Annotated in this window: 13 protein-coding genes; 11 read left to right on the top strand and 2 right to left on the bottom strand. The window is 41.3% G+C overall.

What is annotated here, in order from left to right; genetic code table 11:
• Entirely contained in the window at positions 1–846 is an 846-nt protein-coding gene (locus GX348_09380; GenBank protein NLP42391.1) for a metal ABC transporter permease, read from the top strand.
• Here GX348_09380 and GX348_09375 read toward each other — a convergent pair.
• Positions 823–1749, bottom strand: coding sequence for a Na/Pi cotransporter family protein (locus GX348_09375; protein ID NLP42390.1), 927 nt, complete (start codon positions 1747–1749; stop codon positions 823–825). The two genes, GX348_09380 and GX348_09375, sit on opposite strands and share 24 nt — an antisense overlap.
• A gap of 134 nt (positions 1750–1883) precedes the next feature.
• Between GX348_09375 and GX348_09370 the strand changes: the two genes are divergently transcribed.
• The 4 genes from GX348_09370 (at position 1884) to GX348_09355 (ending at position 5100) form a co-directional block, all read left to right on the top strand.
• A complete protein-coding gene (locus GX348_09370; GenBank protein ID NLP42389.1) occupies positions 1884–2456 on the top strand; it encodes an HDIG domain-containing protein in 573 nt (190 codons plus the stop codon).
• Between the two features lie 183 nt (positions 2457–2639).
• Positions 2640–3218: a spore protease YyaC gene (gene yyaC / locus GX348_09365; protein ID NLP42388.1), complete on the top strand. Its 579-nt coding sequence runs from the start codon at positions 2640–2642 to the stop codon at positions 3216–3218.
• Between the two features lie 205 nt (positions 3219–3423).
• Positions 3424–4125 carry an RNA polymerase sporulation sigma factor SigK gene (gene sigK, locus GX348_09360; GenBank protein NLP42387.1) on the top strand — a complete coding sequence of 234 codons (702 nt, stop codon included), beginning with the start codon at positions 3424–3426 and terminating at the stop codon, positions 4123–4125.
• A gap of 141 nt (positions 4126–4266) precedes the next feature.
• Complete coding sequence (locus GX348_09355) at positions 4267–5100, top strand: methyl-accepting chemotaxis protein (GenBank protein ID NLP42386.1); 834 nt, start codon at positions 4267–4269, stop codon at positions 5098–5100.
• A gap of 41 nt (positions 5101–5141) precedes the next feature.
• Here GX348_09355 and GX348_09350 read toward each other — a convergent pair whose 3' ends face one another.
• The gene (locus tag GX348_09350; protein ID NLP42385.1) at positions 5142–6200 is read right to left on the bottom strand and encodes a nicotinate phosphoribosyltransferase; all 1059 of its coding nucleotides are present in this window, start codon (positions 6198–6200) and stop codon (positions 5142–5144) included.
• A gap of 113 nt (positions 6201–6313) precedes the next feature.
• Here GX348_09350 and folP point away from each other — a divergent pair, with 113 nt between their 5' ends.
• Genes folP through topA form a run of 6 tightly spaced genes read left to right on the top strand, consistent with a single transcriptional unit; the run spans position 6314 to position 12834 of the window.
• Positions 6314–7510: a dihydropteroate synthase gene (folP, locus tag GX348_09345; protein NLP42384.1), complete on the top strand. Its 1197-nt coding sequence runs from the start codon at positions 6314–6316 to the stop codon at positions 7508–7510.
• Positions 7503–7862 (top strand): dihydroneopterin aldolase, encoded by a 360-nt coding sequence (gene folB, locus GX348_09340; protein NLP42383.1) that lies wholly within the window; start codon positions 7503–7505, stop codon positions 7860–7862. Before folP ends, folB begins: the two co-directional genes overlap by 8 nt.
• On the top strand, positions 7863–8357 hold the full coding sequence (gene folK / locus GX348_09335; protein ID NLP42382.1) for a 2-amino-4-hydroxy-6-hydroxymethyldihydropteridine diphosphokinase: 495 nt from the start codon (positions 7863–7865) through the stop codon (positions 8355–8357).
• Positions 8358–8383: 26 nt separating this feature from the next.
• Positions 8384–9511 carry a glycosyltransferase gene (locus GX348_09330; GenBank protein NLP42381.1) on the top strand — a complete coding sequence of 376 codons (1128 nt, stop codon included), beginning with the start codon at positions 8384–8386 and terminating at the stop codon, positions 9509–9511.
• A gap of 51 nt (positions 9512–9562) precedes the next feature.
• Positions 9563–10648 (top strand): DNA-protecting protein DprA, encoded by a 1086-nt coding sequence (dprA, locus tag GX348_09325; protein NLP42380.1) that lies wholly within the window; start codon positions 9563–9565, stop codon positions 10646–10648.
• A complete protein-coding gene (gene topA, locus GX348_09320; protein NLP42379.1) occupies positions 10645–12834 on the top strand; it encodes a type I DNA topoisomerase in 2190 nt (729 codons plus the stop codon). Before dprA ends, topA begins: the two co-directional genes overlap by 4 nt.
• Position 12835 lies beyond the last annotated feature (1 nt).

Here is a 12835-nt window from a genome sequence, read left to right as displayed (position 1 = left end):
ATGGAATTTTTACAGTATGATTTTTTTCAACGGGCGCTTGTTGCGGGATTAATTGCCGCGCTTGTATGCCCTTTAATTGGGATATTTGTAGTTGTCCGTCGTCAATCACTTATCGGCGATGGATTAGGGCATATTGCATTTGCCGGGGTAACAGGGGGCTACCTTATTGGCTGGTATCCGGTAGTTGGGGCCTTAGTTCTGACGGTAGTCGGTGCTATCGGCATTGAACTAATGCGTCGGCGACATACACAGTATACTGATATGGGACTAGCAATTTTTTTCTATGCAGGCATTGCTATGGCAATAATTTTTAGTACTATGACTAAAATGCCTAGCGCCGGACTACTGAGTTTTCTATTCGGCAGTATTATGACAGTAACGACAACTGATGTGACCTTAATAGCAATAAGCGGCACAATGGCCGCCGCTGTTATATATTTTCTTTATAATAAGCTTATGCTAATTGCCATTGATGAAGATGTAGCAAGTGTAACCGGTGTAAACGTTTCACTTATTAACATGGCTTTTAGTGTTATAACGGCAGTTGTTGTAGTTGTTGGAATGACAGTGGTAGGTATCCTGCTAGTGAGCGCGCTGATGGTAGTGCCTGTTGCCGCTGCCTATTTGTTAAGATTAAGCTTTAAAGGAACTCTTATTGCGGCCGCCGCCATATCCGTAGTATCTGTTTTAATGGGGCTGATAATATCATTCTACCTCGATATAGCTCCCGGCGGGACTATCGTTATTATGGCAGTAGGAATTTATGCCACCCTATTAATTTGCCGAAAAGTGATGGAATTAAAGACAAAATATTCTCGTGGCCTACCGATGACTAGGCACAAGTAGCACTATAAGTTTTGCATAATATTTAGCAATTGGTACAACGATAATCGACGACACTATATTAAAAAAGGTGTGAATAAATGCAACCTGGCCGGCAAAATCAGCAGAAAATCCACTGGCGGCTTGAATAAGTTGGGGTGTGAAGGGTAAGGCGACCATTACACCTAAAACATTCAAAACAATGTGTGACATCGCAACCCGTTTAGCAGCCAAAGGTGCTCCAGCAGCAATTACAACGGAAGAAAGGCACGAGCCGATATTATTGCCATATACAACATATGCTGAGGTTGTTAGATCGACAATTCCGTCACTTGCCAGTAACATTAAAACGCCTGTCGCAGCGCTGCTTGACTGAAACAGTAGGGTAATAACTATGCCGCCTAGGATACCAAAAAGTGGATTGGATTTAGAGGCAATCAGATAATGAACCAAATTGTTGAATTTAGAAATAGTTTCTAATGAATCAGATAAAAGCGTTAATCCTGTGAACATGCTAATTAGTCCGCATATGGCCAGAGACGGATAGCGAAATTTACGGCTAATTAATGCTATTAAGGAAAATGCCATAAGGAATGGTATTAGATATTGCTCTGATAAAGAGATAGTCATTAGTTGAACAGTTGAGCAAGTACCAATATTAGCACCGAGAATTATTCCAAGCCCTTGATAGAACGACATGTATTCAGCACTTACTAGGCCAATTGTAATTAAGGACACGGCAGTACTGCTTTGCATGACGGCAGCGGCAATTGTACCGACAATCATACCGCGCCAAGGCGTTACTGTAAGCTGTTGAAGAACTTTCTGTAGCTTAAACCATAATAATTTCTTCAGGCCATATCTCATTAGAAAAATTCCGCCAATAAGCATAGCGATACCAATAACGGCTAATATTATAAAATGCATTTTAGTTCCCCCCATTCCAGTACACTGTATGCGCTCAGGGAAATTTATATTAACGGTCATACTTTCACATTTTGTCAATACCTGTTATAATGTAAATAATTACAAGTATTCCATATATCGTCAGGAGGTAGCCTATGAAGCAAGTTACAAGATCTGAAGCTTGGCAAATATTGAGAGAGCATATGAAAAGTGAGTCGTTACTCAAACACTGTTTGGCAGTTGAAATAGCAATGAGAGCCTATGCTGAAAAATTTGGCGAGGATGTTGAATACTGGGGTGCTGTCGGTCTGCTACACGATGTTGATTTTGAAAAGTACCCTGATGATCATCTTAATCATGTGGAAGAACTACTTGAACCATATGGGTTTGACGAACAATTTTGCACTGATATAAAGTCGCATGCTAGGGACTGGAGTAGTGAACGTACCTTATTGCAAAAAACACTGCTTGCTGTCGATGAAATGACAGGCTTCATTATTGCCTGCGCTCTAGTTCGGCCCGACAAGAGCCTTGATAACCTCGAAGTAAAATCGGTTATGAAAAAAATTAAGGATAAAGCCTTCGCGCGGGCTGTTAATCGGGAACTGCTTACTAGTAGTGCTGAAGCTATGGGTATCGATTTTAAAGAGCATGTCGGATTTTTAACCAGGGCGTTAGCGCACGCTGTCAAGCAGCCTGAATATCAGCAACTGCCGCTAGTAGGTTAGTGTGATAACTAGACAAGTGTTGTATTATCGAGCTTTGTGCCGACGATAAACATTCCAGATTTTTTGATTGAATAGTAGAAAGCCTCTTTGCATACGTCTGCATGCAGAGAGGCTTTTATTTTTTGGCGTAAATATTGTTATTAGAGCATACAGATTAGTAAGATGGCTAAGAGGAGAGGTAAAATGGGTAAATTTGCCAACAAATTAACCGCTAACTTACATGATGTATTTGCTCGCGATAAAATCCATCAGCATATAGTTCAGCTGCTGCGCAAACAGGAAGGGCTTAAGATAAGATCGATAGTTATACTGTGCATAGGCTCTGACCGTTATACCGGCGATGCTCTTGGCCCTTTAATAGGATCGGACTTAAAAGAAAATACCAAGCTTAATGTTTACGGGAGTTTAGACTATCCTGTTCATGCCGGTAACTTGGTAGAAACAATAAGTGTTATAAAACACCAGTACCACCATCCACTGATAATTGCAATCGACGCATGCTTAGGAAAACCAAACGAAATTGGTAATATCGAAGTATGGGAAGGCGGTCTGCAGGCTGGAATCGCAGTGGGACACCGACTTCCGTGTGTTGGTGATATCTCTATAATCGGTGTTGTTAATTCCGGCGGGCAGCTCGGGTATTTAGATCTTCAGAGTACGCCGCTATCGATTGTTGTTAAGCTTAGTAAAGTCATAAGCCTTGCGTTGAGGGATGCTGTTCCTGTATTGGAAGAGGAATCAATCTGTATGCTATCGTGCTAACTAGTCTCTAGGGAAAACTTTGTCCCACATAATATACAAAATAATCAATAATGATAAAAAAATTATGCCAAGGTCTCCTAAATATGTCCCCATAATTCACACTCCTTACCATTATTATCTAGATAATAACCAGTTTTTGATAGTCACATTTAGCCTGGCCCCTCCATAAAATGAATCGACAGATACCGTCGGGGGTGATGGCTTAGTGTCTTTTTTTGCAGCGTTAGCGGCTTCCATAATTAAGGGGATTGCGCTCCTTGTTTCGTATGTTACCAATAACACATTTCCTTTACCATTAACAGAAAAGGAAGAAAAAACGTACTTAGACCGGTTGAAAAATGGTGATGAAAAAGCAAAAAATGTTCTGATTGAGCGTAATTTGCGGTTGGTAGCTCATATTGTAAAGAAATTTGATAATACAGGGGAAGACGTTGATGATCTTATATCAATTGGTACAATTGGTCTGATAAAAGCAATAAATACCTTTGATATGGCAAAAAAAATCCGACTAGCTACATATGCAGCCCGCTGTATTGAAAATGAAATTCTCATGCATCTAAGAAGTACTCGCCGAATCAGGGCTGAAGTAAGTCTTTATGATCCCATTGGCGTAGATAAAGAAGGGAACGAGATAACACTGATAGATGTTTTAGGAACAGCGCCCGATGTGGTTGCTGAGGCTGTTGAGAATCAATGTGAATGCGAGCGGCTGAGCAAGCAAATTAGCCGTCTTAGCAATCGGGAGAAGTGGGTATTGGAAATGCGGTTTGGAATGCCAGATGGTAACAGGAAAACACAGCGGGATATTGCCCAAATGCTAGGTATATCGCGATCATATGTGTCAAGAATCGAAAAGCGGGCGATAGGCAAGCTTGGTAAGAACCTTTCCGCAGAAGAAATTCAATAACCTTCCACACGGGAAGGTTTTTTTTTATGGATTAGAGGGTTAATGGCAATTAATGACGAAATACGAAATAATTGGTAAATTGTGATCGTTATAACTACACTCTTTCTGGACGAGGAAATAAAAAGAGGAAGGTGAGGTAATATGGCTAATATTTCGTTATTAAATTGCTTTATCGCTGTAGCAGAGTATATACCACAATTAATTAGCGGAAGAGTAGGAATGGTTGTTTGCGATTGTGAGAAATGGGTTGCTTCAAATTCTATTCCTGAACTTGCACACCAAGTAGTTGTTGGGGAGCCCGTTAAGCCAGGCTCAGCCGCGCATATTGCTATGGAGCAGCGTAAAAAGGTATTGGTAGAAGTACCTAGCGAAGTTTACGGTATACCTTATATTGCAATTAGTATCCCGATAATTGAGAATGGCGAAGTGTTTGGTGCGGTAGCCATTCATGAATCATTGGCCCGTAAAGAAACGTTGCTGGCAGCAGCTAAACAGTTATCTAGCTCGGCATCAGACCTGTCATTATCTATTCAATCAGTCTTAGCGCAAGCCGAGGAAATGGCTGCTAGTGGTAAAATGCTTAAGGGTTTATCTATACAGGCTAATAAACAAGTCAGTGAAACTGATGTCGTTGTTAATTTTATAAAAAACGTTGCTAGTGAAACTAACTTATTGGGTTTAAACGCAGCTATAGAAGCAGCCCGCGTAGGCGAATTAGGACGAGGATTTGGTGTTGTGGCTGATGAAGTTCGCAAACTAGCTGTAAATAGTGCTAGCTCTGCTACACAGATAACTGATACTTTAAGCGGGATCAATGAAAGTATCCAACAGATAGCTACAGAGATCAGCCAAATCGATGTAGTGACCTCTCAGCAAGCCGATACTATCCAAAAACTCACTGCGCATAGTCAGGAATTAATGGCAATGTCAGAGCAGTTAACTAGGATGGCAGAAAACCTTAATAAAGAGAATTAGAATCTAAACCCCGCCGCATTGCGACGGGGTTTACATATTAACTATAGTTCTACAGTTTCTAAGCGGGGATTAGGAAGATAGCGTCGGCCGAATTTGGCACAGGGTTTACCATCGACCATAACCACATCGGCTGTGAAATTGATGTTATTACTGCTAAACAAGCTGCTTCCGACGGCGTATATATCAACAGGAACCTTGGCTTTCTCATATTGAGCAATACGTTCAGCATTGAAGCCGCCTGAAACCATAATTTTAACGTGGTTGAATCCCTCCGCATCAAGAGCGGAGCGAACATTAAATACTAACTGTGGGCAAACACCGGTCGGTTTGATCATTCCCATATTCGGAAGAACAGAAGCATCAACAACGGTTTCAGAGGTATCCAGGCGAACTGCCGACAACTTATCCTTAAGCTCGCGAGCAATCTGGAGACTTGTTCTAACACAATCATTATCAAAATCGACTAACGCTACCCGACCTATAGACTTGTCCATGTATTTATCAAAAGCCTTTGTTGCTCTTAGAGAATCTCCTTTATATGCCGCTATTAGTGCATGGGGAATAGTACCAAGAGCTTCTTCACCATAATATGCACCGTTGGCCGGGGTAGATACACCAGTTACCCCACCGATGTGGGCGGCATATCCGTCAGCAAGCTGTACCGAGTAATAGTCAAACCGTGACGGAAAAAATACAACTGGTTTTCCGGAGGCAGCTTTAACTACTCTGCGAACATTTGTTGCAATTTTAGTCTGTCTAGCTATAACTCCAAGGAAAACAGTTTCAAGATGAGAAAAGTTTGCTAAGTCACCTTCGATGGTGAGCACTGATTCCCAAGGGCGAATTTCGTCGCCATCGTGAAGTGCTTTTACAACTAAATCTTTTGGATTATGCGCGCACTTCTGAATAATGGCAAGCGCCTCATCTATACCGCATAATACAGCATGTTGACGTTGAAAAACCTGCATTAGCACACGGGGATGGTAGTTGTCACGATTTAGAATTTCCTGAGTGCGTAAAAAATAACTGTCGCTAAAAAACCCGTTTTTTATTTCTTCGACGGGAATGCGAAAAACATCCGGGGATAGGCGTGATTTCATTTGGAGGCCTCCTAAATCCAATAGTTTTCTATTATTTGCATGACAGATTTCCATTCTGCATAATACTTATGATACAATAAAACCATATTTTGCTGCAATAGGGGGTACTTGACATGAACGCTCGAGTTGTCGAAATTTCAACTCAAAACCAAGCTCGCCAAGAATTAAAAAAAATAAATTGTGACGAATTTGGCATTAATATCATGGCTCCTAAAGCCATATTTAAAACATTGAAGATTGAAAAAGTTTCGTCAAAAGCAGCAAATTTACTGAAACAAACTTTTTTGGCCAAGGGTGGCGAAGTTGCTGTAGCTCGGGGGACAGCTGACCTTAGTGTTGAATATACCGATGTAGTTATCTGTGCAACAATGAAACAGTATAATCTGGCCGTGGCACAATTAAAAATGCAACCATGGGGTTTGCCCAAAATAGCTGAGGCCATAAATAAAGCTATTAAAGCTACCGAAAAATTTTCTTATCGCGAATACCAATGGCCAGGCAAGAAACTTTTGATTCAGCCTCATAGAACACTTATTATGGGAATATTGAATCTTACTCCTGACTCTTTTTCTGACGGAGGCAAGTATAATAGTTTTGATAATGCACTAAAAAAAGCTGAAGAACTGATTAAAGCCGGAGCCGACATACTTGATATCGGCGCAGAATCAACTCGCCCGGGCTTCGCAGAAATATCAGAAAACCAAGAAATGGAACGTATGTTACCTGTGCTGGAAAAACTGGCGAAAACATGTGAGGTGCCGATTTCGATTGACACATACAAACCGAGTGTTGCTAAAGCGGCGTTAGACTGCGGCGCAAATATAATTAATGATATTTGGGGGCTGCAAAAAGACCCTAACATGGCAAAAGTAGTTGCGGAGTATAATGTGCCGGTAGTAATTATGCATAATCGTATAAATAACGAGTATCAGATTGACATTATGGCTGATATTTGCAATTTTTTAAAAAACAGTATTGATATCGGCATCAATGCTAGAATAAGCTTTGAAAATTTTATTATTGATCCAGGCATTGGTTTTGCCAAGAATGGAGACCAGAACATTGTCGTGATGTCTAGGCTTGAAGAACTTAAATCGTTAGGATGTCCAATTTTGCTTGGTACATCCCGCAAAAGATTTATAGGCGAAGTTCTCGATCTTGCGGTTGACGATCGCGTTGAAGGAACTGCGGCGACGGTCGCGGTAGGTATAACTAAGGGCGCAAATATTGTCAGGGTTCATGATGTAGAGCCGATAGCAAGAGTAGCCAAGATGACTGATGCCATGATAAGGGGGGATTTGTTTGACTGATAAGATTTTGTTGCAAAATATGATGTTTTATGCCTATCACGGTGTTTTTGATTATGAACGCGAACATGGACAGCGATTTTATGTAGATATTGAGATAAATACAGATACGAAGGAGGCCGGAGAATCAGATGATTTAAATTGTGCTGTTGACTATACAACTGTGTATAAAAAAATAAAAGAAATAGTTGAAAAACACCGATATAAGTTATTGGAATCTTTGGCCGCAAAAATTTCGGATGAATTGCTGAAATTTGACCGGGTTAACAGTGTTACCGTACGGATTCGTAAACCTGCAGTGCCAATACCTGGACAAATTGATTATGTACAGTTGGAAATTACACGGAGAGGCTAAATGATAATATTAGGATTAGGATCAAATATCGGCGAGCGAGAGACAAATATTTTAAATGCAATTAAGCAGCTTTCCGCAACAGAAGGAATAACTATCGATAAGGTTTCCGCAATTTATCAAACTGAACCAATTGGTATTAAAGATCAGCCGGAGTTTCTAAATGCAGTAATCAGTATAAAAACCGGCCTAAATTCCTATGAACTTCTAAAAATATGCTTAGATATCGAAACGGCTATGGGGCGCATTCGGACTGTGAAGTGGGGACCCCGTATTATTGATATCGACTTACTGATGTTTGACGAATTGGTCTTAAATGAGGATCAGTTATGCCTGCCTCATCCTAGGATGTTTGAACGAAATTTCGTTTTAGTTCCTTTAATTGATATCGCCGGCGATTTACCAATATATAAGGGCTTAACTGCAACTGAATTGTTGAACAGAAGTACCGATGATAGTAAAGTGCTGTTTTATAAGCAAATTAATTTAGATGCTTAATCTTCGTGCATGTATGGAGGAATTTTATGCGTGAACCGAAAAAGGTATTGTTTATTACTGCACCAATCGGTTCTGGTCATATGCGAGCGGCCCAAGCTATTATGAAAAAGCTGGAAAGTCTGAGTCCCGGCGTTGATACTAAGATGGCCAACATATTTGACTTTATAAGTCCGGTTCTAGGTGATACAATCTTAAAAGGCTATTTGAAGGTGCTTGAACATTTCCCGTTGGCCTACGGTATGGCCTATGGCTGGGGTAATACTAATAAGGCGGCATTATTGGGGCGGGAAATTGTCAGCCGCTATATTTCGTCTCGAATGGAGCGTTTTCTAGTGAACTATGCTCCCGATGCGATAGTCTGTACACATGCTACCCCTGCCGGGATGATTTCGCACTTAGCCAGAAACGGCAAAGTAGGAGTTCCGTCAATTGCAGCTGTTACTGATTTTACCGTCCACCGGTTATGGGCCTACCCTGAATTGGATTATTATTTTGTGGCACATACTAAAATGCGGGACGACTTGGCTAAATGGGGAATTTCTCATGAAAGAAGTCAAGCAATAGGTATACCGGTTGATCAAGTGTTTTCAGCCTTACCTTGCAAAGAAGAAATCTTAACTAAGTTAGAGATGGATAAAACGCTGAAAACAGTCTTAATTATGGGGGGCGGGGCCGGAGTCTTCCCAATGGACAGAATTGTCTCAGCTTGTAATCAAGTTGATGCTTCCTTCCAAATGATCGTCGTTGCAGGTAATAACAAAAAAATGTATAAAAGACTAATTAATAACCAAGTAGGATTTCGCTGTCCAATCAAAATATTCGGTTTTGTTGATAACATCCATGAGTTAATGGCTGTCGCTGATATTTTAATATCAAAACCGGGTGGAATGACTGCTGCCGAAGCCGCTTGCCGGGGGTTGCCTATGGTAATATTTAGGCCCATACCTGGTCAAGAAGAGGCTAATACACGCTATCTAGAAAATAAAAAAGCAGCTATAAAAGCTAATTCACCGCATGACGTCCAAGTCTTGCTAAAAAGGCTATTGGTAGAACAACCGCAAGAATTGACTGAATTAAAGCAAAATATGTATAAGCTCGGACATCCTGAGGCTGCTGACACCATTGCCAGATATATACTAGCGAAGATTGGGTAGATTAAATAGTTTTTAGTGATTATTTTATAATAGATGGGTTGCTGAGGAGTTATGGACAAGTATTATTTAGCCGCGTTTCACATGGTAGAAGGCATTGGTAACGCCGGCTTGCAACGGCTTGTGGATTTTTTTGGCGGTGCTAAAAATGCATGGTTTGCTGATCGAAAGTCTTTATTTTCCTCTCGCCTTTTTAGTGATACTATATGTAATAATTTGCTGGACCACAGGGAAAAGATAGATGTACATAAGATAGCCGCCGAGTGGGAAAAAAAGCGAATTAAGTTGTGTACAATCAGTGATGAAGAATATCCTAATCTTCTTAGAAATACTTTTAAACCACCAGTAATACTATATTACCGCGGAACATTGCCAGCGGCCAATGACTATACTATTGCTATAGTTGGGGCAAGGCGAGCGACAGCTTATGGGAAGAATGCCGCCGGTATGCTAGCCGCAGAACTGGCGGCCAGCGGTTTCTGGGTGGTTAGCGGCGGTGCAAGAGGCATCGATAGTTCCGCTCATGCCGGGGCGCTAAAGAACGGTAGAACAATTGCCGTTCTAGGATCAGGCGTGGATGTAGTTTATCCTCCCGAGAATAGACGATTATTTGATAATATTGCCGAAGCGGGTGCTGTTGTATCAGAATATCCTCCAGGCACATTAGTCCACGCTGCTCATTTCCCGGCCCGTAATCGGATCATCAGCGGGCTCTCACTAGGAACTATCATTATTGAAGCTGCCAGAAAAAGTGGTGCCCTGATTACAGCAGATTTTGCCTTAGAACAGGGGAGAGATGTTTTTGCTGTTCCAGGCAGCATATTTTCTGAATTAAGCAAGGGAACAAATTATTTAATTAAGCAGGGTGCCAAATTAGTTGACAGTGCAAGTGACATTCTAGAAGAATATGATATAAAAGCAAATACACAGCAAAAAGATAATGAGTTGTCGATTGAGGAAATGCAGATATATTCGGTTTTGTCATACGAAGTGCCTATCGGAATTGAAAAAATAGTAATGAAAACTAATCTTACACCTTCGGTAGTTACATATATATTGTTGCAATTAGAATTACGCGGGTTGGTAGACGGGCAAAGCGGCCAGCGCTATGTTCGTGTGGCCAGGGAGGGAATTAATTGAGTAAAGCGCTAGTTGTTGTCGAATCGCCAGCAAAAGCTAAAACAATAGAAAAATTTTTGGGACGTAATTATACGGTAAAGGCTTCAATGGGGCATTTGCGCGATTTGCCTAAGAGCCAATTCGGAATAGATGTAGATAATGACTTTGCTCCTAAATATATTAATATCCGCGGCAAAGGCGATATAATTAAGGGCTTGAAAGAAACTGCTAAAGCCGTCGATAATATATACTTAGCATCCGATATTGATCGCGAAGGCGAGGCTATAGCCTGGCATCTTGCGCATATATTAGGTATCGATCCTGATAAAGCATGTCGCATTGAATTTAATGAAATTACAAAGAATGCTATTAAGCAAGCGATTAAGAAGCCCCGCCCAATAAATTTTGCTCGGGTAGATGCCCAGCAGGCTCGGCGCTTGTTAGACAGAATTGTAGGTTATAAACTAAGCCCGTTATTGTGGCGGAAAGTTCGCAAAGGTTTAAGTGCTGGACGGGTACAATCGGTAGCTGTACGGCTTATTTGCGACCGGGAAAAAGAAATCCAAGCTTTTATTCCCGAAGAGTATTGGAGTATAACTGCAAAGTTAAAAGAAAAGGCTAAAGCCCCGGCTTTCGATGCCCAGCTAACTAGCGTTGATGAGCAAAAAATTGAAATAGGCAATGAAAGCCAAGCAAGTATCATTACAAATGAGTTGGAGCAAGCTGAATTTGTTGTCCGTGATGTGAAGCGTCGGGAAAGACGCCGAAATCCTGCAGCGCCGTTTACAACAAGCAGCTTGCAGCAGGACGCCGCCCGCAAGCTTGGCTTCACCTCGCGTAAGACAATGATGACGGCGCAGCAGTTATACGAGGGCTTAGACATTGGTAAAAGTGGCCCGGTCGGTCTAATAACATACATGAGAACTGATTCTACCCGAATTGCGGAATCAGCTCAGTCAGAGGCTCGACAATATATAGAAACTAGATATGGCCGAGCTTATTTGCCTGATAAGGCACCTGTGTATTCCTCCAAGAACAAATCGCAGGATGCACATGAAGCAATTAGACCGACAAGCTTCGAATATCCACCTGAGAAACTGGCCGATAGCTTATCGAAAGATCAGCTAAAGCTTTATACTTTAATTTGGGATAGATTTATTGCCAGTCAGATGACACCAGCAATTTATGATACTTTAACAATCGATATTAAGGCTGGACGTTATAATTTGCGCTCAACCGGATCGCAGATTAAATTTCCTGGCTTTATGACTGTATATATTGAAAGCAAGGAAAATCCGGAAAATGATAAAGATGTTATTCTGCCGGATTTAAAGCCTGAACAGGTATTAAAACTGGCTAAGATTTCTCCCAAGCAGCATTTTACTGAACCTCCGCCTCGGTATACCGAAGCATCGTTAGTAAAAACACTGGAGGAAAAAGGTATAGGCCGCCCTAGCACTTATTCTGCAATTATCGAGACCATTGTAGCTCGCGGGTATGTCATGAGAATGGACAAAAAGTTTCAGCCAACCGAGCTAGGTTTTACTGTCGTAGATTTACTGAAACAATACTTTCATGAAATAGTAGATGTCAAGTTCACTGCCAACATGGAAGATAAGTTGGACGAGATTGCTGAGGGGCATGGGTCTCGAATTGAACTATTAAGAGAATTTTACAAGCCCTTTAGTGTTGCTTTGGCCCATGCCGAGGAAGAAATTGGAGCAGTTGAGCTGCCGGTTGAGATTTCTGAAGAAAAGTGTGAACACTGCGGTCGCAATATGGTGGTTAAGCATGGGCGGTATGGTAAGTTTCTAGCTTGTCCCGGATTTCCGGAATGCCGCAACACTAAACCTCTTCTAATAGATATGGGGGTTGCCTGCCCTAGATGTGAAGGCAGCATAGTGGAACGTCGGACCAAGCGGGGCAAAGTGTTCTATGGATGTAAGAACTATCCTGAGTGTGAATTTGTAACATGGGATATGCCGCTTAAAGAAACTTGTAAAACATGCGGATCGTTTATGGTTCGTCACAATTTTAAAAACGGACGGTTTGTTACAATGTGCAGTAGTGAGAGTTGTCCGACACGTGCTGCAGAAAAGGTTAAAAAGACTACATCAGCAGGAAAAAATAAAGCAAAGGCTAAACCGAAAAAAGTAAAAACGAAGTCAGAAAAGAGTAAACCGAAACAAAAGAGTAACGAGGGATAAT

This window comes from Veillonellaceae bacterium (genome assembly GCA_012523975.1).
Classification (GTDB): Bacteria; Bacillota; Negativicutes; order JAAYSF01; family JAAYSF01; genus JAAYSF01.
This window is presented reverse-complemented; position numbering and strand designations above follow the sequence as displayed.

Bases quoted from the DNA above. Each gene is read 5' to 3' on its own strand.
- GX348_09370 (NLP42389.1), top strand. From the start codon at position 1,884: ATGAAGCAAGTTACAAGATCTGAAGCTTGGCAAATATTGAGAGAGCAT.
- dprA (NLP42380.1), top strand. From the start codon at position 9,563: ATGGACAAGTATTATTTAGCCGCGTTTCACATGGTAGAAGGCATTGGT.
- folK (NLP42382.1), top strand. From the start codon at position 7,863: ATGATAATATTAGGATTAGGATCAAATATCGGCGAGCGAGAGACAAAT.
- GX348_09350 (NLP42385.1), bottom strand. From the start codon at position 6,200: ATGAAATCACGCCTATCCCCGGATGTTTTTCGCATTCCCGTCGAAGAA.
- GX348_09355 (NLP42386.1), top strand. From the start codon at position 4,267: ATGGCTAATATTTCGTTATTAAATTGCTTTATCGCTGTAGCAGAGTAT.
- GX348_09375 (NLP42390.1), bottom strand. From the start codon at position 1,749: ATGCATTTTATAATATTAGCCGTTATTGGTATCGCTATGCTTATTGGC.
- yyaC (NLP42388.1), top strand. From the start codon at position 2,640: ATGGGTAAATTTGCCAACAAATTAACCGCTAACTTACATGATGTATTT.
- folP (NLP42384.1), top strand. From the start codon at position 6,314: ATGAACGCTCGAGTTGTCGAAATTTCAACTCAAAACCAAGCTCGCCAA.
- GX348_09330 (NLP42381.1), top strand. From the start codon at position 8,384: ATGCGTGAACCGAAAAAGGTATTGTTTATTACTGCACCAATCGGTTCT.
- GX348_09380 (NLP42391.1), top strand. From the start codon at position 1: ATGGAATTTTTACAGTATGATTTTTTTCAACGGGCGCTTGTTGCGGGA.